Origin of the sequence: Lelliottia sp. CFBP8978, from assembly GCF_034046055.2 — a bacterium.
In the GTDB taxonomy this organism is placed as follows: domain Bacteria; phylum Pseudomonadota; class Gammaproteobacteria; order Enterobacterales; family Enterobacteriaceae; genus Enterobacter.
On record NZ_CM188253.1, the window covers coordinates 578386 to 600958 of the forward strand.

A 22573-nucleotide genomic window follows, 5' to 3' on the forward strand; every position below is an offset into this window, starting at 1 on the left:
GTTTACAGAATGTCCGAGGCCTGATTAAGCAACCAGATGGTGATCACCAGCAATACCGCGCCAACGCCCGCCATTGCGCCCAGGTCTTTCCACTGTTTTCGTCCTGCCTGGATTTCGGAATAGGTGGCGATGCAGTTGTTGGCGACGACCAGAAAGCCAATGGCGCAGATGCCCAGTGTCATCAGGATCACAATGTCGTAACCGTAATTCTGCAATGTTTGCATGATGCCCTCGCCCTGCCCACGGGAGGGATCCTCCATTTTCGGAAGATCGGCGCGGGCAGACAAAACAGGGAACCCCAGCAGCCATCTGAATAGCCATTTTTTCATTGTGCCTCCTGAAGCGGTTAGCTCAGCACCAGCCAGAAGCTGACCAGCAGCAGTAAGATGGTTCGTCCGGCGATGCTACCCAGCGCCCGCCAGCTTACCCGCGCGGTTGTCACGCCCCGGTAAGCGTCATTCAGCACCCAGACGACCCACAGCAGTAAAAAGGCGCTAAACAGGCCAAGTATGACCAGGTTGACGGCGGCGGGTTTTACCTGGCCGGCAGCCTGGAAAGCGCTGATTTGTTCTGGGCTCATGGCGTGGTTTTCTCCTTTTGGTATTGCCCGCCAAGCGTAGCTGTATCTCGCGGTTGGGCGCGGGCTGGCGTCAGGTAATGTTCAATTCCGCTACGCAGGGTGGTGATATCGCTGTGGATGCGTGGGTAGTCGAAGTAGTAGCGCTCGTTGATACCGGTTCTGGCACTTTGCTGGGCACGATGAAGCGAGGCTTCGATTTGGCTAAGCTGGTTGAGGGACAGGGTTAGCTCTTCGCGCTCGGTGAGGGGGGCGGCGAGTGCAGGAAATGAAAATGCTAAAAGCATGATATAAAATGGAAGAGGATAATTTTTCATGACGACATCCTGAAATTTTTTATCTCAGGATGTGGCATGATTTTGGGGATGTATAGGTTTAATTATTCATTGTGGTTGAATGATTTCTACTGACTGTCAATTTCGATTCGCAGAATATTTCTGACTCTTAGATAATTTATTTTGCTTTCGGTTGAGATTATTTTCAAAACATCTATGACTTTTGTTGTTAATTCATCATAGACTGGCTCATTGCTTCTTAAATTTCTGAATTTTAATAGCCCATAGCGAACATCATCTACAGCCCCATTTCCTCGATTTCTCATCCATTCAGCAAAATCTTGAGTTGAAAATGTATTTAAATAATGAATGTCCTCAGGGTTCCACCCATTGCTCTCAGATAGTCTTATTGCAATATTTGTAATGCTACGCTTACCATTTTTGAAAATTTCAATATTTCTTTTCAATCTTTCTTTAATATCATTGCAATAAAGATCACTTAGAGAATATTCAATATCACGTTCTGAAAAATCAACCTGTTGTTCAATGTTCGAAAAATATTCCTCAACATAGTTATCGCAAGAAATGCCAAAGTCTCTTAAAATTCTGATTATGTCATCAAAGCGGTTTATCGGTATGCTGAATAACTCATCGTTCAGGAGGTCTTCTAAGCCATTAATGAATAATTCATCGTTATTATCGAACGATTGGTGATAAATACGCCATACATTGCTTATTTTTTGATTTAATCTTCTGACTGCGGAGTCAGATTTTTTTGCATTTATAATTTTCTGTAATTCATGACTATCATTAATATAGCCATTATTAAGATAGAAGTCTATTTCGGTGTCGAAAGGTGATGAATATAAGGCGAATTTTTCTTGTAATCCCTGAAAGGCTTTATCTATTTCACTCTCTTGGTAGTCTTCATCAGGATAAATTGCAAATAGTGCACCTTTTTCAAGTCTTAATCTTAGTTCGTCATATGGTAAATTAGGTAATGGGGTATAATATCCCCAGCATAATATACAAGCACGAAGAATAAACTCCTCCCTTACATCACTATCTGCATGTTTAAAGAGGGTTTCATACGATAAGAGAACCTGCTTCAGTTTTTTGAAAAACCTAATGTTATTTATTTTCAGTTTTTCTATAATGCCTAAGATATAATCATAATTCTGCGTATTGGTAAAAAACACATGGTCAAAATTTTCTTTTATTGTAGGCGAAAATTTTAGCTCGATGTCAACTATCTTTTCTCGGTAAATATTAAAGATCTCTTTATCATCTTCATTGTGTAATGTTTCTTCATTGAATATAAGAACTACCTTGCATTTTTTTCTTTGTGCAAGTTCATCAATAAATCCCATTACTTCTTTTATAGATAATCCATCGCCACGTCTTTCTAAATCATCAAAACATACTAGATAATTATTGATTAGTGAGTATTCAAGGCTGGAAATTAAATTTGTAGCCCTAAATAATAAAGGCGTGTTATCAGCATACTTCACAATAGGTTTGAGGAATGGTATTTTGTGAACTATTTTTTCTTTAGGGTTTAACCACGGAATGCATTCATAAATACCGCTAATTTCTTCAGTTTGCTGCTGAAAAGAAGATTCGATTTTATCTTTTTTAATTGGCTTTGCTAAATGAAAAATTTCTCTTTTAATATCGGATAGTGAATTCTTACCAAATAGTGATACGTATGAGTAAACAATTTGCTTTAAATTACTTTTATTCTCATTGTAGTATTTGTTCCAGAAGAAAGTTTTTCCTACTCCCCAATCTCCCTTAATAACTAGTACGCTATTATCTGATTGCATAAATGCATCTAAAGCTTTTGCTACTTCAGACATTTAATCACCTATAGTATAATGAGTATTGTATTACATAATACTCTCTGACATTTCTGGTTGGCTACTTATTCAACGTGATTTATACATGTTTTTTAAATGCCCCTACCGTCATTGAAATTGCTAGCCCCATCCCTACAACACCCGGCATCAACACATACTCCGGCTCAAGAAAAATCGGCACCGCCAGCCACACCAGTCCCGTCGCTATCAAGCTGGATGAAATCATACGCCTGGCATGGTGATAAACAAACCCGGACTCATGGCCTGCGGAGAAACGCCGCAGGTCGCGCCTTACCAGTCCGTCAATAAGCCCGACAACGATAATCAGCGCAAATAGCGGCAGCGCCTGCAACAGGATCGCCAGCCGCAGCAGAAAGGTGAGGGTGATATTGCCCGCAGACAGTAACGTGCAGCGAATTACCGTCGTGACAGCCTCCGTCCAGAACAACCCGCTTTGCCCGTGGAGTGAGGAAACCAGAGCCGCGATCCCCCGCTGTAACTTATCGCTGACAATAGTCAGACCTTCGACTAACCACACCGGTGTGCCAGCGGAATCCCGCCACCACTGCCATGTTGCCTGCAATAGCTGTTCACTATGGCTGGTGCAGGTATTCCGCCAGAAAAACGCATCGCCCAGCCACTCCAGCGCTATAGCCAGCATCCATGCGCCGAGACAAAAGCCAAGCAGCACGCCGGGCAGCAATGCGATCCAGCCGAGTAGTCCGGGACGGCGTACTGATCCTGGCGGTGCATGTTCGGGCATCAGTGCAGCGGTAGCGTAATATAGCTGCAGAGGAATCGTGCCTTGTGGGCCTCATCCAGCCGTATCTGAAAAATGTCGTGTTCATCCTGTGGTGACGTTGCTTCGCGCCATGCCTGAAAGCCCTGTAAATTCATACGGGTGATAATCTGGTCAGGCGTTTCGCCCTGTGCCAGTGCATCCACCGCCTGTTGCAGGGGAAGAGGCAGCGTCTGTGCAGGCCACATCACTTCAACGCTCACGAGCTGGCGGCGTGTCCGGGGTATCATCGGTCAGTTTCTCCGTGGTTTCGCTGTCGTTCAGCCATAAAATAGGGTCATTTTTCGCCGTTACAACTGTCTCCGGGCGGTTCCACCATACGGGTGTGCTGTCGTACTGTTTTTCCATATAGCGGGCGATTTGCGCGATGTTTTCCGGCATCAGCGGATCGTGCGCTGTGTCTGGTAACGGGATGCGTAGTTTCCAGAGCTGACCGCCTTCCAGCAGGGCGAACGCCTGACCTTTAGGGAGCTGAACCAGTGACGCGGGTTCCAGTAGCGGCACCTGTACGCTGCTCACCCGATCCTGGGTATTGCTGGAAAAACCGATGTTGCCCTGAACGTCGGCACTGTCGGTGACGCCGGAACTGACGCTGTTGCTGAGCACATCCACCTGCGGCAGTTGTCTGGTCAGCAGTTCGGCGGTGGCGGACTCCCGTACCCGCATCATGATCAGGCTGTTGAAGTTGCCAACTACCTGTCCCGCTTTGGCGCGTTCCCCGATGCGGGCTTCGATATCGGAGAGCGTCTGGGTGTAGGCCGTGACTTGCACGCCCGCGCCGCCGCCTTTGTTGATCAGCGGAATAAATTCATCGCCCATCAGTTCGCTGAACTCATCGCAGTGCAGGTTGATTGCCACTTTTTCTTCCGCCTGCGGCAGGCCGTCCATCACACCGTGCTTGTAGATATGCCCGGCGACGCTGACCAGATCGGCAAACATCGAGTTGCCCACGGCGGCGGCAATTTCTGCATCGGATAGCGCATCCAGCCCGACATAGACAATCGCCCGCTGGCGAATCGCCTGCTGCCAGTCAAATACCGGGCGTGGGTCGTTGAGGTTGCCGTAGTCCGGAGCCAGCAGTTGGGCTATTTTCCCGGTGGTCAGTTTTTCCAGCAGCGGCAGCAGCGAGGCGACGATCTTATCGAAATAGGTTTTGTCGTAGCGCACGGCAGAACGTAGGCCGTCGAGGATCGGGTCATGCAGTCGGGTGGTGGAAAGGTACTGCTCCAGTGCGACGACGTAGCTGTCCCGTCCCTGAAGGTTACGTGGCGTATTCTTTTCGGTAATTCCACCGGCAATCCGCACCACGTTGTCCCATGCCTGCCGGTCGTGACCGGGCAGAAAGACGCGGGCGTAGTCGATAAACAGTTCGTCGATATTGATAACGTGACGGGCGATACGGGCATAGTCCGGGCGCTGGCCCAGCGCCACCAGGGCGCGGGTGATGATGTTGACGAAGCGCCAGGCAAACTCGCGGAAGGCGGCGGAGTTGCCTTCCGTGGAGAGCTGCCCGGCGATGCGGCTGGCCACTTCTGAGATACGGCCAAAGCGTCCGACGGCGTTGTAGCGGGCGGAGATCTCCGGCCAGCCGAGATGAAACAGCCAGAAAACGCTTTCCCGCCCGGCGCGGTGCGCCTCCGCCCAGACCCGACGTAGCAGGTCAGCGTCGCCTTTCGGATCGAAAACAATCACCGTGTCGCCACGGCGGATATCCTGGGCAATCAGCAGCTCCGCCAGCCGGGTTTTGCCAACGCGGGTGGTGCCGAGTACCAGCGTATGCCCCGGTCGGTCGCGCAGCGGTAACGTAACGCGACCTTCACGCAGCTCCACGCCGTGTAACAGTGGATCGCCGCCGCTGGCGGAAGGGCTGTCCGTGCGTAGCCAGTGTTCACATTGTGGCAGACGACACAGATACAGCCGCTGGGTATGCGTGGGTAGCCAGCGAAAACCACGCCCGAGAAATAATGCGTCGGGTAACTGCGGGATACGGCTCGCGGAGAGCGTCCAGAGCGGCAGATGACGCACGCGGCGGCGAAAGCGCAGGATGCGTACTCCCTGTTTTAGCCGCAGGGCAGATAGTGCAAGCAATGCCAGCGCCAACAGCCAGCCGGAATAAGGCGTTAGCAGCAACGTTTGCGGGGCGATAACACACCATATCGCCGCCAGCAGGGCCGCGCTGGCGCTGTAAAGCTCCACCGCCGGGCGCAGGATAAAATCGAGCCTCACTGTTCCAGTCCCTTGTCGGTAATCAGTACCGGATAAGCGGTGATGGGCAGGTGTTTTGCCATATCGTCGGCGCTGACCGGCAGCAGCGTCAGTTCCGGCGCGATGGTCCGCAGAGCATTCAGCCGCGCCAGCGTGGAAACATTCACTATCAGTCCGGTAGCGTGCAGAGTTTTTAACGCTTCCCGGTGCTGGCGCAGCCATTCTGTGGACAGCGGATCGTCGCCGATTAAGAACAGCGGCATCATCCCCGGCAGGCTAAGCGCCAGACGAGGTTGCTGGCCGGGATACAGGTTGTGAGTGACGACCGGTAGCAGGCGAGATTCATCCAGCGCCTGTATGGGAACGGCAGGCCCGGCAACAGCGGCGACAGCGACCAGCAGCATGGCTGGAATAAGGTGTTTCATGGCGACGTCCCTGATGCTGAGAGCAGCCGAATTTGCTGGCTGATTTTCTGGCGGTAAACGGCGGCGGGTTTGCCTCCGGCAGGGTGATGATAGCGGGCGGCGGCGTCCAGCCAGCTTCCGGGAGATGCGATGTAGTGCTGACGCAGCAGCAGGGCGGTAACAGTGAGATTGTCTTCTGGATCAAAGCTGGCGCACAGCGAGGGGAACCAGTGGCCGTTCCAGCCGAGGTTAATCTGTCCCAGCCCGGCGTCGATGCGTTTCAGGTTACGGGTACGGGCGAAGGTCAGCAATGCCCGGCAGGCTGAAGTACGGCTGGGGTAACGGTAGCCGGTTCCGGCAATATTCAGCGTCCACGGCCACGGATGCAGTCCCTGTGCCAGTCGGGTGCCGCTTTCAGCGCGGGCCACCGCGTAGAGCAGTTCAGCCGGAACCCGCTGCTGGCGGGCGATTTGTTCGTACAGCGGCGGCACGGCACAGGCGTGAGCGCTGATGAGCAGGGCTATCAGGGTGCAGAAACGGGACGCCATTGCTCCCCCTGTTGTTCCAGCAATAACGGTAACTTTCCACCACCGAGGCGTTGCCAGCGCCCGTTATCGTGGTTAAGGGTTACCTGCCCGCGTTCGACCTTGCGCATATCAATATGCTGGCGCTGCGCCCAGCGTTGCAGGCTGGCATCATCGTTACGGCTGTTGACCAGCCAGATATCCAGCGAGCGGTCATCGTTGATGAGTTCTTGCGCCAGCGTCTCGCAGGCCGGGCATTTTTCGCTGACGAACAGCGCCAGACGTGGCTCGATGACGCTGCGGATGGGCGTCAGCGTCGGGTAAAGCCGCTTCCACGCCTGGTTGTAAGCGCGCTGGAACGCCAGCTCTTTCTCTACTCGCTGATGTTCTTTACGGGCCAGCAGCTCGGCGAAGCGCTGGCGTTCGGCGTCGTTGTTGGCTTCCACGCCGAGGGTGGTGAGGGGATCGAGTCCCGGCGACCAGATGCCGCGCTCGCCCTGTCGCAGTTGCTGGTAGCGCTGCCATTCGCTGTCGGTCAGCCCCCACTGCTGCGCCTGCGTGTGAGTGATGGCCTGTTCTTCAATACGGGTTTGTTGCGGGCTGGCAAACAGCAACGTGGGGAGAATTGCAAAGAGAGCCAGAACATAGCAGCGCATCAATGTTTACCCTCCGGCATTCAGCGTCAGGTGGTGACCGCCCTTGCGGAAGGTTGCACGGTTATCGTCCATTTGCAACAGTTGCCAGCCCTGTACGCTATTGCCGGGAGCAACAAGCTGAAGCTGTGAAAGCGAACGATAGCCGGATGGGGCAATGACGGCGAACTGTCGTCCGGCGCGAAACTCGCTGCTGATAAGAGAAAAAGGGGCCTTTGCGGCCCAAAGCGGAGATGGGGCGGGGCGTTTTGCCTTTGCGCGGCTGCGCGTGGCGGTCTGTTGTTGCAGGTGTTGATAACTAGTGTTCAGGGTCTGGACCTGTCTCTCCAGCGCATTGATCTGTTCGTTAATGGGGTGAAGTCGTTCGGCCTGATCGCTGGCGGCATCGTTAAGCTGTTTAGCAAGGGTTTCTGTGCGTCCGGTAATGTTTTTTACGGCAACCTCCAGCTCGCGATAGTTGCTGTCTGGCTGTGGCTGGTCGTGCCATTGCGCCATCTGGCGTTGTGTCTGCTGTTGCGTCAGCGCCAGGGTATGCAGGCGGTTGAAGCCCCAGAACATCGCCGCCGCCAGCAGCAGGAGAGCGCTGCCTGCTATCAGGTAGGCCAGACGTTTAAGCATGATGGTCTCCCGTTTCCGGCGTGTTCAGGTGAAAACAAACTTCGCGATTCAGTACATCTGTCTGCATCAACCAGCCCGGTCCGGCCAGCATTTTCAGCGCCTCTTCCAGTCGTATCGGGCCGAGTCGGTATTGCGAAAGCGGCAGCGGTTTGCCAGCCAGAAACTGCGTTGGATGGTCATCGGCGCACAGGCTGTAGCCGCTCTGTTTCAGCAGCCAAGTAAAGGCGTCGCCAACGGTGAGCTTCAGGTTCAGCGGCAGGTTGATGTTGACGATTTGGTGAAGCGGGTTGCGCTGGGCTTCGTCGGGGCGGGTGTTGATCAGCAGGTAGCGGTCATAGCGCACCACTTCAGGCGCGGGTGGTGTGGCTGATTTTGGCGCAGTCGCAACGGGTTGAAGGGGCGCGGTGCAGCCGCCCAGCATCAGCAATGTGATAACCCATCCTGTTATTCGAACCATTGTTTCTCTGAATCTGTTGAGGAATAGCCCGAGGGTGCGCAATGGTGAGAAGGCAGACAACGCGAAATTGTTTTTCGGTGATGAAAAAAAGACGCCCGGAGTGGGCGTCACGATAAAGATTCAGGCAGCATCAGCTTCTGCCTCTACTTCCTGATTTCCGGCCTGCCAGACGACTTCACCGTCGATTTTGATAAGGCCAATATAGAGCAGTCGGGCTTTCAGGCTGACGCCCGTTTCGCCTTTACGCTCGCCTTTGCTGTAGGTGAACATATCGACGTATAAATCGCCCAGCCGGAAGTGGATCAGCACCTTGCGCTTTTCATTGACCGCCTGCTCGCAGCGGGTAATCAGCTTACGCGCTTCGCTGCCGGTGACTTTGCAGTCAAAGCGGACATAGTCCACGTCATCGGCAGCCCCGCTTAATGCGGCAATGTCACAGCATAAAAAGGGTTCGCCGCGTTTTGGGGTGACGGTGCGGACACGGTTAACGTAACCCAGACCGCTGGTGTACAGATTGAAGTAAGTTTTCTCGTTCATAGGATCCTCCCGCGTGGCTGAACGCGACGCTTAGTGATATGCAGAGTGCATCGGGGTGAAATAAATGTGCTGAATGATGCTGCACGAATAAAAGGGTGATGGAACCGCGCCATACGGCGGGTAGCTCGCAGGTTCCGGCTACCGGATAAGCAAGGGGATTTAAGCGAGGAGAAAGTGAAATTGCGAGGCGATATTCTGTTTGCTGCACCTTAAAAATCGTGTTTCGCTCGGAGCCTGTTAAGGTGCAGCGGGCTGAAGACATCACTGGCCGCGTGGGGCTACGCGCGATAGTGTAAATCTTCATAACTGGCGCTTGCGCACAAACGGCTCCCGTTGGTATCCGGTGGGTGCCGGAAAAATGCAGGCGGTCCGGGCGGATAGAGAGACGGCTGTCGCCTGGCGATCCGCCCGGAGTGATGCTGAACAGGGGCGTAAAGGGCGTTTTGCGCGACGGAAACGTCACGAGCGTGAACAGGCAACACAAGCCGCACTGTCAGGTATGGCGTGGGAGTAATCGCGCAGCTGCTTGGTGTCGTGCAGTACTCATGTCCTGCGTCAGCTATTTTGCCGTCCCTGATACAGCATTTCTGCCTGGTTCATCTTTTCCTTACACTCCCGCGCCTGGCGGATGATGAAGGTCAGTACCGACATCTGCATATTGAACACGATGCGATCCCGCTCGATCTCCAGCAAGGCATCTCTGGCGCGTTGCGGGATTTTGGGATCGCCAATCAGATTGCTGAATGCCGGGGTGCCGGATTTGTTATTTTGCTGGTTCCGCCAGCGCAGGAAGTTTGCACCGGACGGGGCCGGGCCGATGGTGAATATCAGTGGAAGCTGGCGCACGGGGTAGCGTCTGGCGCTCCGGATTAGACGTTGCATCAATGGTTCCATCATCTCGCGCACGCTTCGGGCGTTGCTCTCCAGTAGCTCCAGCTCCCCCTTACTCTTAAAAGGCTTTAAAAGGCCTTTTAGCGAGGAGACGTAAGCCAGCATTTTATAGTCTTCATCAGCCAGCGACTGATAGCCGGTTATGGGGTTATTCATCATCGCCAACTCCGGGATTTTCGGCCTTGCCAGGCAGCAGTGATGAAAACGATGATCGCAGTTTGCCGCTCAGTATCGCTTCCGGCAGTGGGCCTAAACGCTCAATAGCGGTTCTGGCCTGTGGCGTATTGTCGATAAAGTCCTGATGGGTCAGACCGGAACCCCGATATTTCTGCGCCAGACCAAAGGCGCTGCGAATAACCTTTGCGCCGTTATTCAACCGGTTGTGCATTTCCCTGCGGGAGATGATGGCGATATGCGAGGCCAGCAAAAGCTGACGGGCGAGCTGGTCGAAATCGGTCAGCAGATAAACACCCTGATAGGCCAGTGGGGCGTTGATAAACAGCGGAAAGCGAGCAGGCTGAACATTGAAGCAGGTTTCAATATCGATGCCTTCTGGCAATTCGCTGAACATGGCTTTCGCCTGATCCAGCATCACTTGCATCAGCTTACGCGATTGCACCAGTTTCTCTTCCATACGCAGCATCCACAGATCGGCGTAAGGATCGTTATGTTCTGCGGCAATGCGCATCTGGTTGAGGATTTCGATAAAGCGCGGCATTCCGATGATTGGCGCAGGGCCGTTCTCGGTCGCCCGTCGCCCGGTCCACAGCCGGGTAGCGTTATGGGTGTGAAGCTGAATATGGATCGCACTACGCAGGGGACCCATGTTGAAGGTGTAGTCCGACATATGTGTTTCCTGTTGCGGATGGGTGTCAGCGCAGAGTGATGGCGTGAGGGGTTGTGAGCAATGGGAAAACAAAAACGCAGGTGGGAAGATTGTTTGGCAGAAATTTTGATGCCACTGGCATCACCCTTTAGCCTATCGGTCGCTAGGTATTGATAGGCGATAGCGTGATTTCAGTGGCATTAATCCCCATAACATTGTGCTGATTTATCAGAGGCAGTTTTTGTTGCGGGGTTTAGCTCAGCTCCTGGGATACCCTATAAACCGTTTTCTGGTCGTTTTCTGATATCTCGGTTAAGAGATTTTCACGCACCAGAGTCCGCAGGTCATTACGCGCAGTATTATCCGATACGCCCAGCGCCTCAGCGACGCCTGCTGCGGAATATTTCTTACCAGGCTCTGCCAGAATGATGTTGAGTAGTGTGACTTGTCGCCCGCTCAACCTCGATAAGCTTCCTGACTGATACAAAAAATGATCAACTCGGGCCGCGCGGGCAACCAGATCGTCTACATGCTGTAAGAGTTTTACCATTGCCCGATGGATAATACTGGCCTGATATTCAAGGTAGTATGTCAGATCCATGCCATCGGTTTCAGTGTACTGGTAACTGTGGGCGTATTTAATCGGGGTGGCATGCAGTAGCTGGCTGATAGATACGTACTTAAACACGTCATACTCTGATCTCAACATGTACCAGTAAAACAGCCCACGACTTGTGCGCCCGTTACCGTCTCTGAAAGGGTGTTCGTGGGCGATCATGAAGTGAAGAACACAGGCCTTTACCAGCGGGTGAACGTAGTGTTCGGTGTCGTTCACGAAATCACATACCATTTGCAGACGTTCTGGCAGGTCGGCGGCGGCTGGAGGCTGATGAACAATGTTACCGTCATAGTCGGCGATCACCACATCATCGGTATCGCGTAATTTGCCGGGACGGTATTTTTCGTCGTTAATTCCACCCATGCCAACGGCATGGAAGCGACGGATTAAGTCCGGTGTTAATGGCTCCTGGATGAGGTCCGGTATTTCGGCCATCAACCGCGCATTACCCGCGATCATGTGTTCATCTTCGGTGCGGGGAGCCCTTCCGCTTTCCAGCATGTTCCGCGCCACAAGCATGGTTGTGTTAGCGCCTTCCAGTTGCGATGAGGTAATTGGTTCTTCCAGGCTTAGTACCGTTAACTCTTTACCTGCGCCCCTGAGCCTGGTGGTAAGTTCTTTAAGCGCCAGCCTTGTGGCGTATTTATCTACCAGCTCACATACTGACATAATATTAGGCGTCAGGACAAAACCCGCCTGTTCGCCTGCTTCGTTGCGATAATTAATCCGCTGCATGGCTGAGTTACGCGCCCGGCGCGTAAGTGTCCAAGCAATCGAGACATTTTCTCCACTAGACGCGCGGTGGCAAAATTCGTCAAACGGAAGATAGCGGCCTTTATCGTCTGTCACACGACTGTAATGCTGGTGGGTTTCCAGATCCGCTCCGGCGAGTTGGGAAAACGGAATAAGTGCCGGTGGTCTTTTGATTGGCATTTTACTATCTCAAAATCTCATGGATTTGAGATAGTATAGACTGTCATTCAAAACTATCTCAATATTTATTATTTTTGAGATAGATTGATCTCAGCTAAAATATGAATACTGGTAAAGCCTCCCAGCTCAGCGCAAAGTGATGGTGTGAGGGGCTGTGGGCAATGGGGAAACGAAAACGCAGGTGGGAAGGCTATTTGACGAAGATTTTGATGCCACTGGCATCACCCTTTTCCCTATCAGTTGATTGAGATTGATAGCTACAGCTGTGATCCAGAAGCATCAGAAATTGCAAAGTGACCTCACTTCCTCTGAAGTCAACAGAAGATATTGCCTACTACAACCTTATGAAACGACGGCGGGATTACTGCGCAATGGCTATGTTAATAGTTGCAAAACCAGTGGTAATTCGTTGATACCATCGTCACCTAAAAAATGACCTGAATCGGGAAGCGCATAGAAGGGGGCATTGAGTTGCTGACTTAGTTTAAGCGTTAGTTCCGTCGGCACGATGGTGTCATTTAATGAGCCAATGACATAGCGGTGTTTTACTCCGTTAACTATCTGCCCCATTTCTAGTGGGGGATCGATAAATGCCTCCATTTCTGAAAGACCGTGTTGTCGCCATATTGGGAGTGTCTCATTGAACCCGGAAACAAGAATAATACCCGCTGGCATCTCATTTACCGTTAGTTGTGCTAACAACCGAAGTATTGTCACACATCCCAGGCTGTGGGCGACGAACCATGTATTGTTATCTATCTTGCCTACGGAATCCCGCAAAACAGCAAGCCACTTCGATAGTGCAGGGGATTCAGGGGAGGGAAGTTCAGGAATAATAACGTCAATGTTCTGTTTTTCAGCTTCACATTTTAGCCACGGGAACCAGTGATCTGAAGGTTTTGCCATAAAACCATGTACGATAAAAAGTCTTTTCTTATCCATGAGTTACCAGCGTTGACGATGAGGAGTTTGGCAGACTGTTGGACAGCCTATTATTGGTAGTTCAGACTAACGCGAAGTTGAAAATTTCACCAGTATATTACTGGACTTGGTTAAAAGAGGTAGTTGAACCATTGCCATAACAAAGGGCCTGTTTGTTCCATTAATGGGGCGTATATTGATACTAGGACCTTTTTATGGAACAGCGTGGTGTTTATCGCTGAAGCTTTACGGCGTTATTAAAAGCAGTAGCTGAAACCCGCATTCCCGGTCCACGGCGATTCCATCCCATCACCTTTCTCGTAATTGATACTGGCGTAAATATGCATGTGCGGCGTGAGAGCGGCGCTGATGCCAGCCTGGTAGCTTCCTCTTGTTCCGGCGATATCGTTATTGAAATTATCGTCATTAACTCTGACCGGGTTGTTATGCACAAACTCATGCTCCATCGCGACTTTCAGCCACGGAATGAACTGCATACCACTGCGAGTAGTAATATTCTGGCGCAGCCGGAACCCGACTTGCCCCAGCGCGGATTTAGCCGTACCAGGATGCGCCTGCATTCCGTTCGACATCCTGTAATTATCGCTTTGGGAGATGAAGCCAGTGAAACCAATAAAGGGAGAAAGGGTGGTCCTGGCAAATCTAGTGTCATACCCGGCAATCAGGCTGCCACCCATACCGGGGATAGTGTAATTGCCGTCAGCATGGCCGCCGGAACTCATGCGGGCATTAAGGTGCTGGTTAAACAGATTGCCTTTCAGCATCCCGTTCAGCCAGAAACGACTTTGATCATAATAGCTGGTGTATAACGCGGCGCTGTAGCTATCCACTGAACCATCGCTGTTCTTGGCGAGATCAAGATCGGAACGGCTATAGCCGCCTGCAATACCGAGTGTAAGCAGGCCAGTCTGGTGAGAAAGGCTTTTGTCATAGCCCATTATCAGCCCACCGAGCCGCTGGCGATAAGCTGCATTGCCAGTGCGGTTAACGTCAAAGCGATTACTCAGCGCCTGCACCCATAGCTCTCCCTGATGCGGACGGGAACGAGTAACGTCCAGGCGGGTTTGCAGCGCACTGGCTTCGGCCTGAAAAATGGTAGGAGTGACATTTGCCATCGCCAGAATGGCTTCAGTTGATGGCGTGGGAGTTGCCTGCGGCGTCAGCGACCAGTTGCCCTGACCGTCGGGAGTGAGGCCATATTCCCAGGTGCCGATGTCTACCTGCTGGTTTGGATTCAACAACGTAAACTGCGCGTCTCCACCTCCGGTTTGTACAACCTGTAGCGACTGTGGATCAGCGGGGGATTCGCCAGTGTCGTTTATCCAGATCCCAAAATCGCCGTTGGCGTCCCCGGAGACGTTAATCATATCGCCCTGTTGTGCGGCGATATTGGTATTCATCCAGAAATTGCCGCTGCCAGAGAGCGTTTCCATACTCAGTGTGGCGAAGGAGGTTGAGTCAAACAGCACCGTACCGCTATTCATCTCCAGACCTGCAATCTGATAATTATGTGGGTAAGCATCACTTCCGTTTTGCAGGGAAAGCACTCCATCCAGCGCTAAGGTCAGGCCGGAGGTTTTTGCGCCCTCGTGAAGTACCAGTTCGCCACTGTTACCCACTACGCCTGTACCTGTCAGCGTTGCCTGGCTGTTGACGTCCATCATCCCATAGAGCCAGAAGCTCTCCAGAGCACCATCATTTATTTGGGCACTGCCGCCCTGTGCTACGGTGAGCTGGCGGGAGAGGCCATAACTGCTCAGCGTGTATTGTCCACCGGATTGCACTGTGGTGTTTTCATCGAGTCCGCCTTTATTTCGCATCACGCCATAAACAGCAGTGTTATCTGCGGTGCCGCGATACCAGGCCGAAGGCTGGCTGTCGGTGACGACATCGTAGTGCCATGTGCCGGTGACGATTAATGTGCCGCCATCGTCTACCCGGCTATTTTCGCTTGTTCCACCGTTGCTGACCTGCTGAATGCCACCGTTTTGTATAACGGCATCACGGGAAATGGCGGTGTTACGGGTTTCGTAAGGATAGTTCCAGCCGGTATCCAGTTCGCCACCTGCTTCAATAACCGTATTCGTGTCGATGCCGTAGCGATTAACGACCAGGCCGCCAGCGCCGACGGTGGTATTAACAATCTGGCCACCTTGGTCTGGGTCTTCGATGCCATTGTTTCCCGCGTTAACATAAACCTGTCCGCCACTATCCACATAGGTATTTTCAGCATAACCGTTCACCTGTAGATCACCGTCGGCGGTTATCTGTGTGTCATAAGCGCTACCGCCCGGTTCCAGAAACAGCTCACCGTGATCGGTAACAGTGATGTGATTGGTTTGCCCGCCATCGCCAACGTAGCTATAGGCATAGGGGCCAGTGATGGTGGAGTTAGTCAGTGTGCCATAGACATGCTGATTACCCTTTGAGCCATCAACAACATCACCAGAAACAGAATCTCCGGCGTTAATCTGGGTATGGTAATCCGATCTGGCAGATAACGAGATAAACGGCAGCGTCAGTGTTATCAAGTAAGGGGCGAGTTTCATTAGGATCTCCCTGTAGCGATAGTGCTGGAGTTTGGGGAAATCCTGGAGGGCGGAACAGATTGTTTTGTATATGGGGCGCGGAAGTTTTAGCTGAATACGGTGGGGTATTGATGCCAGTGGCATCACCCTTTTATCTATTGATTGGCGCCGGATTGATAGGTGTTTATGTGATGCCAGTGGCATCACCCTTTTACCTATTGATTGGTGATGGATTGATAGGCGTTTATGTGATGCCACTGACATCAAAGCGTATTTTTGTCACTCTTGGCCTAGGCACCTGGCGTTAGAATTATTTCACATCTTTTCTTCAAGTTTTTCGCGCGAAAAACTTGAATTGAGGATTGGGTAACTATGGTGGCTTTATCATTTCCCGTTTCAGAATGCTGCTGATGAGAACTCATCAGATAAAGAGACCTCTTTTTACAGCTTATAGGGTGTTTTATTAACTTAACAGCTTATAGGCTGTATTTTGCATTTACAGCTTATAGGGTGTATTGTTTAAAAACAGCTTATAGACTGTATCAGCGCTTCTAACAATGGTAAATGCCTTATGAATACTGTTTATCCGTTGAAAACTTTGAATCAAATACGCCCATTGCTGATTGGCTTTCGCAAGGCTAATGGACTGACACAAAAGGAAGTTTCTGAAAGGTTAGGAGTAACTCAGCAAACCTATGCCCGACTGGAAGCGAATCCAGCCAGTGCCAGTATGGAGCGACTATTCAGGGTATTTACCGTGCTGGGTGTTGAAATGGTACTCTCTTCTGGACCACAGATACTTTCCTCGATGTCATCTTCAACAATGGATGAATCAGAACAACAAAAAGATTCACCTGCCAGAAGGGAAAAATGGTGACGATATGCGTCGAACACAGCAGCGTTTAGCAATATGGATGAATGGAATCCGGGTCGGATTCTGGGAGAAGGCCAGAGGCGAGGATTCATTACAATATCTTCCAGAATGGGTAGTTGATGAACAGGGAAGACCTTTATCGCTTTCTTTGCCTTTCACTCCCGGTAATCAGCTTTGGCGCGGTAACGTTGTTCGTGACTATTTTGATAATTTATTGCCTGACAGCGAAGGTATACGCAGGCGTTTAGCCGTACGTTACCAGTCTGAAAGCCTTGAGCCTTTTGATCTATTGGCTGAGCTGGGAAGAGACTGCGTTGGCGCAATACAGTTACTGGATGTTGATGAAGAGCCCACGGATTTATTTTCCGTAAATTATCGCCCACTTTCTGAAGCTGATATCGCCACTACATTGCGTAATACTACGGCGGCATCGTTGCCTGGTCGGCAGGACGAAACTGACGATTTGCGTTTATCAATTGCCGGTGCGCAGGAAAAAACGGCTTTATTGTGGCATGAAGAACAATGGTGTTTACCAGAAGGTAATACCCCAACAACGCATATCTTCAAGCTACCGCTTGGGTTGGTTGGGAACATGCAAGCGGATATGAGTACATCGGTTGAAAATGAATGGCTGTGTTCTTTGCTTCTTGAGCACTACGGGATCCCTGTAGCAAAAACGCAGATTGCGCAGTTTGAAGATCAAAAGGCATTAGTGGTTGAGCGTTTCGACAGAAGATGGTCAGGCGATCGGCAATGGATCATTCGTTTGCCCCAAGAGGATATGTGTCAGGCTTTAGGTGTTTCTCCGTTACGAAAATACCAGTCTGATGGTGGGCCGGGTATTTCCGATATTATGGACATATTGAGTCATTCAGATCAGGCTGAGCAGGACAAAGAGCAGTTCTTCAGGGCGCAAATTATTTTCTGGTTGTTGGCTGCTACTGACGGCCATGCCAAAAATTTCAGTATCGCTATTGAGCCACAAAGTCATTACCACCTTACGCCTCTTTACGATGTTTTATCAGCATGGCCGGTAATTGGTCATGGTAATAATCAGATTTCCTGGCAGAGATGCAAACTGGCAATGGCTGTTCGCGGTAGCAGTAATTATTACCACATTTATAGAATTCAACGGCGGCATTGGATCAATCATGGTGAATTAACCGGATTGGGAAGGCGACAAGTTGAGTCCATGATGGATGACATTATATCCAGCACGCCAGAAGTCATTGAGCGTGTATCTACGTTGCTTCCAGAGTCGTTTCCACCTGAGCTTGCTGAGTGTATTTTTGAAGGTATGCGGCAGCAGTGTAGGCGTTTGGCTGGAAGGGAATATGAAGTGGTCAACAAAAACTGGCCACAGTTTTAGAGTTTTTCCAGAACAATCGCTCTGACTCATTGGGTGTTAAGCCACCGTTATATTGGTGGGGTCTGAGCTGGCTGTAATAACCAATGATTGAATAGACCCTAGTTTCCTAGACTGTTCCGTGCCTCATGAACCAGGCACTTTCATAAACTGCAGGGGCTTGATCCTCACAGGCACTGTGGCGGCGTTTAGCATTATAAAACATTTCGACATAATCGAAGATATCCGCCTTCGCTTCTTCCCTATTTTTATAGATCCGTTTCTTTATGCGTTCCCGTTTTAGCAACTGGAAAAAGCTTTCTGCCACTGCGTTGTCATGGCAATTGCCCCGACGACTCATGCTGCTTTTTAAATTGTGAGCTGTCATAAAATGCTGACATCTTTCGCTCGTATATTGAGAGCCCTGATCTGAATGGATTAATACTTCTGCCGTTGGTTTACGTCGCCATACCGCCATCAATAATGCATCCATTACTAACTCAGCGGTCATTCGTCCGCCCATGCTCCAGCCGATAACCCTGCGTGAGAAGAGATCAAGAACAACAGCCAGATACAGCCAACCCTCATGCGTCCTTATATAAGTCATGTCACTCACCCAATGCGTATTTGGGGTTGGGACAACGAACTGGCGTTCAAGGTAATTTGGACTGGCAAAAGAAGGCTTTCCGCCACCGTAATAGCGTCGTTTTCGGTATCCAGTCTGAGATGCTAGTTCAGCGAGCCTCATCAGGCGCGCGATCCTGTTACGTCCGACGCATTCACCCAGATCTTTCATATCGAGCCAGATTTTTCGATAGCCGTAAACCGTACCGCTTTCAAGCCACAGTTGTTTAATCAAGCCTGTTTGCCGTTCATCTTGCCGGGTACGCAAAGATTTAGGCCGCTTTAGCCACTGGTAATAACCGCTGTGATGGAGGCCAAGAACCAGGCATAACCTGCGTACAGCATAAAAGGACGACATTTTTTTAATGAAGGCGTACTTCAGCCTGACGTTCTTGCAAAGTACGGCTGTAGATTCAATCTGTCAACGCAACACCCCTTTCAATGATCTCTTTCGGTGTTTTGAACTTCAGTGTCTTTCTCGGTCTGTTGTTTAGCTGAGCTGCAACCTGATCCAGCTCATGTTGAGTATATTGGGCAAGACATGTCTTTTTAGGAAAGTACTGTCGAATTAGCCCATTAGTGTTCTCGTTTGTTCCCCGCTGCCAGGGACTCTGAGGATCGCAGAAGTAAACTTTAACTCCGGTGCTGCCAGTAAATTCCAGATGCCTGGCCAGCTCCATTCCTCTGTCCCATGTCAGTGATTGCCGGAGTTCAGGCGGCAAGCTCAGGAATTTGTCGGTAAGAGCCTGATTCACTGAGAAAGAATCTTTGCCCCTGAGCCTAAGGATGATCGTATAACGTGATTTTCGGTCTACAAGTGTGGCTATATGCGAGTTTTTTGTGCCTGATACTAAATCGCCTTCCCAGTGCCCCAGAGAGCGTCTGTTATCGATATGCCGGGAGCGTTCGTGAATTGGCGTTCCGTTCACTATGTTGATCGTGCCTCTTTCACCTTTGCGGGTATGGCGTCTGCCATGACGAAGGCTATGCGACCGGCGCAGATGCTGTACATTCAGGTGGTGTAGCGCTTCACGGCTACGAAAGTACAGGGTTTTATAAATTGTCTCAGGTGATATTCGCAGTGTTTTTTGACGCGGCTTCGTTCGCCTTAACCATCCTGATATTTGCTCTGGAGACCACTTCATCTCCAGCTTTTCCAGGACAAGCTCCCGCAACGGTAAATTCTGATCCAGTAAGCACGGTTTTGGTCTTTTCGCCATTCTGTTGGCCCGGTTATTAGCATCAACAGCTTTGTAATAGCGCCTGCCTCGATTACGCTGGACTTCACGTGAGATCGTCGAAGGACTACGATTCAGCGCAGTCGCTATCGCACGAATGCTCATTTTGGCTGACAAACCAGCTCGTATTTCCTCGCGCTCAGACAGCGTCAGGTGAGCTACAGCCCGCTTGCGCTCATTGGGTTTTATGCCGCCAGTATCTCTTAACATGGTGAAGATTGTTCCTGGTTTCGAACCCAGGATATTAGCTATCTCACTGAAGCCTGTTCCGTTCTTCCACAGTTCAAAAACAGATGCTTTTTCCTTTGCTGTAAATGTCCGTCTCATTCAAAAACCCTCCGCAACCCCATGTTTTCACATGACTGTTGCGTTGACCAATTGAATCTACAGCGGCCTTTTTTAAGATATCCCGCTCTTCAGTTACTCGCTTAAGTTCTTGCCTGAGGCGCTTTACTTCATGCTGAAGTGCATCGTCCTGCTTACGCTGCGGCTCGGGCTTCTGGTAGCGCTTAACCCAGGCGTAAAGACTATTAGTGGATACACCAAGTCGAGAGGAGACCTCAGATACAGGGTACCCCTGCTCAGTGATCTGTTTTACGGCTTCAATTTTGAATTCTTCAGTGAACGTTTTGACTGACATAAACACTCCTTCATTAGGCCTCCATTATGAGGCAAAAAAGTGTCTACGAAACCCGGGTCTATTCAGTTCTTAATGTCCTGATAGGCAATACTGTCAGCACGTACACCAATCGTTTTGAGGAAAGGATCATTCTGGAATGATCCATCCTGTTTGAGTGCTGGGTCGGTAATTTTTGAGAAAACGAAATTCCGTAATTCAGGGTCATTCACCTCATGGACAACGCCCACATAAGCGCTGGCGCGCCGTCCCATTGTCACTTTGAGCAGGCTCAGCAGTTGAATAAGATTCTTACCATGCTGTCCCATGAAATCATCCCATAGCCGGGTAACATGGATCTCGATTAGGTCCTCGTGCGCCTGAATGTACCCACGGGCCAGTTTCGCCGTATTCCAGGGCAGTAATTCATTATCTCCGGCATGGGCTGCAAGCAGATCATCAAACTCTTCGAGCGTCTCCCGACCCAGGGCAATCTCAGCCCGGAGCTTTTTCATCTTTGGCGTTACCTGTCCCTGGTTTTCATGGAACATCTGCCGCCATTCCACATTTTGTGCCTTTGCCTCCGTTTCCGTTTCTACACGGCGTTTACGGATTGTTGAATCGCCACGGTAAAATGACGGCTATCGGCGGACAACACTTCTGGTTCACATGAATCTGCAATACAATCGACGTTAGTCATGATTTCTATTCTCGGTAAATAGTGATTGTGATGAGCGGGGCGGACGTGTTGGCGCATGTCCGCATCGCGTTAAATACACTGTATATTTACTCAGTGGATAAGCAAAAGTCCAGCTAAAAATAGAACGTAATAAGAGCGTTCAGGAGGGTTTTGAATATATATATTTACGACGAATGAATTATGGCTACTTTATTTATCGGCATAGTCTTTATTTAACGACTTTCAGCCATTCTCCCCCTCACTCAATTCCCGCACCCTGAAACGCACTCGCATCGTCACACAGACCCTGGACGCTGTGATCGCCATCGCTTTTCCGGACGCCTTTATTTGCTCAACTGGCGTACAACTAAAAATGATGAACTAAATATTATCAACGGATGAGACGACGATGAAACAGCAGTGGAGCAAGGAGCAGGCGAATGAATGGTATCAGCGGCAGGGCTGGCTGTGCGGGTTTAACTATCTGCCCTCGACGGCGGTGAACTGGACGGATATCTGGCAGCAGGAGACGTTCGATCCCGCCACGATAGACCGCGAGCTGGGCTGGGCGGCGCAGGCGGGCTATAACTCGCTGCGCATCAATTTGCCGTTTATTGTCTGGGAGCACGATCGCGACGGGCTGCTGGCACGCATTGAGCATTTTCTGCGGCTCGCCGACGGTCACGGCTTCAGCACCATGCTGGCGCTGATGGACGACTGCGGTTTCTCGGGCGACGAGCCGTATCTCGGGCCGCAAAAGCCGCCCGTGCCGGGTAAACACAACAGCCAGGCGGCGGCCAGTCCGGGGCGCGATAAGGTGTGCGATCGCGAGGTTTGGCCGCAGATTGAGCGCTATATCCGCGACGTTATCCACCATTTCCGCGACGATAAGCGCGTTCTGCTGTGGGATCTGTATAACGAGCCGGGAAACCGCGGCATTTTTGCCACCGGTACTGTCGAAACACAGTACGACGAAAAGCTCGAAGCGTATGCACACGAGCTGATACGGCTCGCGTTTGAGTGGGCGCGGGATGAAGATCCGTCCCAGCCGCTCACCGTCTGCGCGTGGCGGCTCCCGGCAGAAGAGGAGGGGGAGACATTCTTCCGGCATCCGCTGGATCACACGGCGCTGGCCCTGTCGGACGTGGTGAGTTATCACGCCTATACCAACACCGCGCGCATGACGGCGATTATCCAGCAGTTACAGACGAGCGGACGCCCGCTGTTCTGTACCGAATGGCTGGCGCGCCACGTCGGCAGCACCCCCGAAGAACAGCTCCCGCTGATGTATATCGCGAAAGTTGCGTCGTATCAGTGGGGCCTGGTGCGTGGCAAAACCCAGACCTGGCTGCCGTGGCCGTCGATTATGCAAGGATCGACGGATTACTGCCGTCTCTGGTTCCACGACGTCTTTGACGAGAACGGTATTCCTTTTTCCCGCCAGGAGATGGCGCTGGTCCGCCGGCTTCGCCAGATCGCCCCGCCGGTGCAGGGCGAATAACGCGGTCAGCGGCGCGCCGTGTATCAATGAACCCCCCGTCCTGCGACGG

The 22573-nt window shown here is 51.2% G+C and carries 24 protein-coding genes and 2 pseudogenes; 4 read left to right on the top strand and 22 right to left on the bottom strand.

The annotated features are described in order from the left end of the window. Positions 1–2: 2 nt before the first annotated feature. The 13 genes from SOM82_RS02690 to SOM82_RS02750 form a co-directional block, all read right to left on the bottom strand. Entirely contained in the window at positions 3–329 is a 327-nt protein-coding gene (locus SOM82_RS02690) for a TIGR03745 family integrating conjugative element membrane protein (protein WP_079822065.1), read from the bottom strand. A 17-nt stretch (positions 330–346) separates the two neighbouring features. Continuing rightward, positions 347–580 (bottom strand): TIGR03758 family integrating conjugative element protein, encoded by a 234-nt coding sequence (locus SOM82_RS02695; protein ID WP_320460830.1) that lies wholly within the window; start codon positions 578–580, stop codon positions 347–349. Then, complete coding sequence (locus SOM82_RS02700) at positions 577–894, bottom strand: integrative conjugative element protein, RAQPRD family (protein WP_320460831.1); 318 nt, start codon at positions 892–894, stop codon at positions 577–579. Before SOM82_RS02700 ends, SOM82_RS02695 begins: the two co-directional genes overlap by 4 nt. 86 nt (positions 895–980) lie before the next feature. After that, the gene (locus tag SOM82_RS02705) at positions 981–2711 is read right to left on the bottom strand and encodes a P-loop NTPase fold protein (RefSeq protein WP_320460832.1); all 1731 of its coding nucleotides are present in this window, start codon (positions 2709–2711) and stop codon (positions 981–983) included. 79 nt (positions 2712–2790) lie between these two features. Further along, complete coding sequence (locus tag SOM82_RS02710; RefSeq protein ID WP_320460833.1) at positions 2791–3474, bottom strand: TIGR03747 family integrating conjugative element membrane protein; 684 nt, start codon at positions 3472–3474, stop codon at positions 2791–2793. Further along, positions 3474–3740 (bottom strand): hypothetical protein, encoded by a 267-nt coding sequence (locus tag SOM82_RS02715; protein WP_320460834.1) that lies wholly within the window; start codon positions 3738–3740, stop codon positions 3474–3476. The genes SOM82_RS02710 and SOM82_RS02715 overlap by 1 nt, the downstream gene beginning before the upstream one ends. Next, a complete protein-coding gene (traD, locus tag SOM82_RS02720) occupies positions 3703–5736 on the bottom strand; it encodes a type IV conjugative transfer system coupling protein TraD (protein ID WP_320460835.1) in 2034 nt (677 codons plus the stop codon). The genes SOM82_RS02715 and traD overlap by 38 nt, the downstream gene beginning before the upstream one ends. Continuing rightward, positions 5733–6140 carry an integrating conjugative element protein gene (locus tag SOM82_RS02725; protein ID WP_320460836.1) on the bottom strand — a complete coding sequence of 136 codons (408 nt, stop codon included), beginning with the start codon at positions 6138–6140 and terminating at the stop codon, positions 5733–5735. The genes traD and SOM82_RS02725 overlap by 4 nt, the downstream gene beginning before the upstream one ends. Then, entirely contained in the window at positions 6137–6667 is a 531-nt protein-coding gene (locus SOM82_RS02730) for a lysozyme family protein (protein WP_320460837.1), read from the bottom strand. Before SOM82_RS02730 ends, SOM82_RS02725 begins: the two co-directional genes overlap by 4 nt. Next, positions 6643–7299 (bottom strand): TIGR03759 family integrating conjugative element protein, encoded by a 657-nt coding sequence (locus tag SOM82_RS02735; protein ID WP_320460838.1) that lies wholly within the window; start codon positions 7297–7299, stop codon positions 6643–6645. Before SOM82_RS02735 ends, SOM82_RS02730 begins: the two co-directional genes overlap by 25 nt. Positions 7300–7305: 6 nt before the next feature. Beyond that, the gene (locus SOM82_RS02740; RefSeq protein WP_320460839.1) at positions 7306–7914 is read right to left on the bottom strand and encodes a hypothetical protein; all 609 of its coding nucleotides are present in this window, start codon (positions 7912–7914) and stop codon (positions 7306–7308) included. Next, a complete protein-coding gene (pilL2, locus tag SOM82_RS02745) occupies positions 7907–8371 on the bottom strand; it encodes a PFGI-1 class ICE element type IV pilus protein PilL2 (protein ID WP_320460840.1) in 465 nt (154 codons plus the stop codon). The genes SOM82_RS02740 and pilL2 overlap by 8 nt, the downstream gene beginning before the upstream one ends. A 120-nt stretch (positions 8372–8491) precedes the next feature. Continuing rightward, positions 8492–8908 (bottom strand): STY4534 family ICE replication protein, encoded by a 417-nt coding sequence (locus tag SOM82_RS02750; RefSeq protein WP_320460841.1) that lies wholly within the window; start codon positions 8906–8908, stop codon positions 8492–8494. A 313-nt stretch (positions 8909–9221) separates the two neighbouring features. Between SOM82_RS02750 and SOM82_RS02755 the strand changes: the two genes are divergently transcribed. Next, on the top strand, positions 9222–9422 hold the full coding sequence (locus SOM82_RS02755; protein ID WP_501083549.1) for a hypothetical protein: 201 nt from the start codon (positions 9222–9224) through the stop codon (positions 9420–9422). Between the two features lie 41 nt (positions 9423–9463). On the opposite strand, the gene SOM82_RS02760 is transcribed toward SOM82_RS02755, so the two are convergent. From SOM82_RS02760 to SOM82_RS02780, 5 genes are all read right to left on the bottom strand, one after another. After that, positions 9464–9958 carry a DUF3158 family protein gene (locus SOM82_RS02760; protein WP_150342316.1) on the bottom strand — a complete coding sequence of 165 codons (495 nt, stop codon included), beginning with the start codon at positions 9956–9958 and terminating at the stop codon, positions 9464–9466. Further along, the gene (locus SOM82_RS02765; RefSeq protein ID WP_320460843.1) at positions 9948–10646 is read right to left on the bottom strand and encodes a PFL_4669 family integrating conjugative element protein; all 699 of its coding nucleotides are present in this window, start codon (positions 10644–10646) and stop codon (positions 9948–9950) included. Before SOM82_RS02765 ends, SOM82_RS02760 begins: the two co-directional genes overlap by 11 nt. A gap of 232 nt (positions 10647–10878) precedes the next feature. Beyond that, on the bottom strand, positions 10879–12177 hold the full coding sequence (locus SOM82_RS02770; RefSeq protein WP_320460844.1) for a Fic family protein: 1299 nt from the start codon (positions 12175–12177) through the stop codon (positions 10879–10881). A 375-nt stretch (positions 12178–12552) separates the two neighbouring features. Beyond that, entirely contained in the window at positions 12553–13119 is a 567-nt protein-coding gene (locus SOM82_RS02775) for an RBBP9/YdeN family alpha/beta hydrolase (RefSeq protein WP_320460845.1), read from the bottom strand. Between the two features lie 236 nt (positions 13120–13355). Next, positions 13356–15668, bottom strand: coding sequence for an autotransporter outer membrane beta-barrel domain-containing protein (locus tag SOM82_RS02780; RefSeq protein WP_320460846.1), 2313 nt, complete (start codon positions 15666–15668; stop codon positions 13356–13358). A gap of 550 nt (positions 15669–16218) precedes the next feature. Between SOM82_RS02780 and SOM82_RS02785 the strand changes: the two genes are divergently transcribed. Beyond that, the gene (locus SOM82_RS02785) at positions 16219–16524 is read left to right on the top strand and encodes a helix-turn-helix domain-containing protein (RefSeq protein WP_001314389.1); all 306 of its coding nucleotides are present in this window, start codon (positions 16219–16221) and stop codon (positions 16522–16524) included. A 4-nt stretch (positions 16525–16528) separates the two neighbouring features. Next, positions 16529–17890, top strand: coding sequence for a type II toxin-antitoxin system HipA family toxin (locus tag SOM82_RS02790; RefSeq protein ID WP_320460851.1), 1362 nt, complete (start codon positions 16529–16531; stop codon positions 17888–17890). A 106-nt stretch (positions 17891–17996) separates the two neighbouring features. On the opposite strand, the pseudogene SOM82_RS02795 reads toward SOM82_RS02790, so the two are convergent. The 4 genes and pseudogenes from SOM82_RS02795 to SOM82_RS02810 form a co-directional block, all read right to left on the bottom strand. Beyond that, positions 17997–18893, bottom strand: a pseudogene (locus SOM82_RS02795) (IS3 family transposase); the annotation flags it as partial. A 10-nt stretch (positions 18894–18903) separates the two neighbouring features. Then, complete coding sequence (locus tag SOM82_RS02800) at positions 18904–20055, bottom strand: IS30 family transposase (RefSeq protein ID WP_064562008.1); 1152 nt, start codon at positions 20053–20055, stop codon at positions 18904–18906. 67 nt (positions 20056–20122) lie between these two features. Further along, positions 20123–20368 (bottom strand): annotated as a pseudogene (locus SOM82_RS02805) (transposase); the annotation flags it as partial. A gap of 62 nt (positions 20369–20430) precedes the next feature. Next, on the bottom strand, positions 20431–20910 hold the full coding sequence (locus tag SOM82_RS02810) for a phage polarity suppression protein (protein ID WP_320460428.1): 480 nt from the start codon (positions 20908–20910) through the stop codon (positions 20431–20433). Between the two features lie 522 nt (positions 20911–21432). Here SOM82_RS02810 and SOM82_RS02815 point away from each other — a divergent pair. After that, on the top strand, positions 21433–22524 hold the full coding sequence (locus SOM82_RS02815; protein ID WP_320460427.1) for a cellulase family glycosylhydrolase: 1092 nt from the start codon (positions 21433–21435) through the stop codon (positions 22522–22524). The last annotated feature ends 49 nt before the right edge of the window (positions 22525–22573 follow it).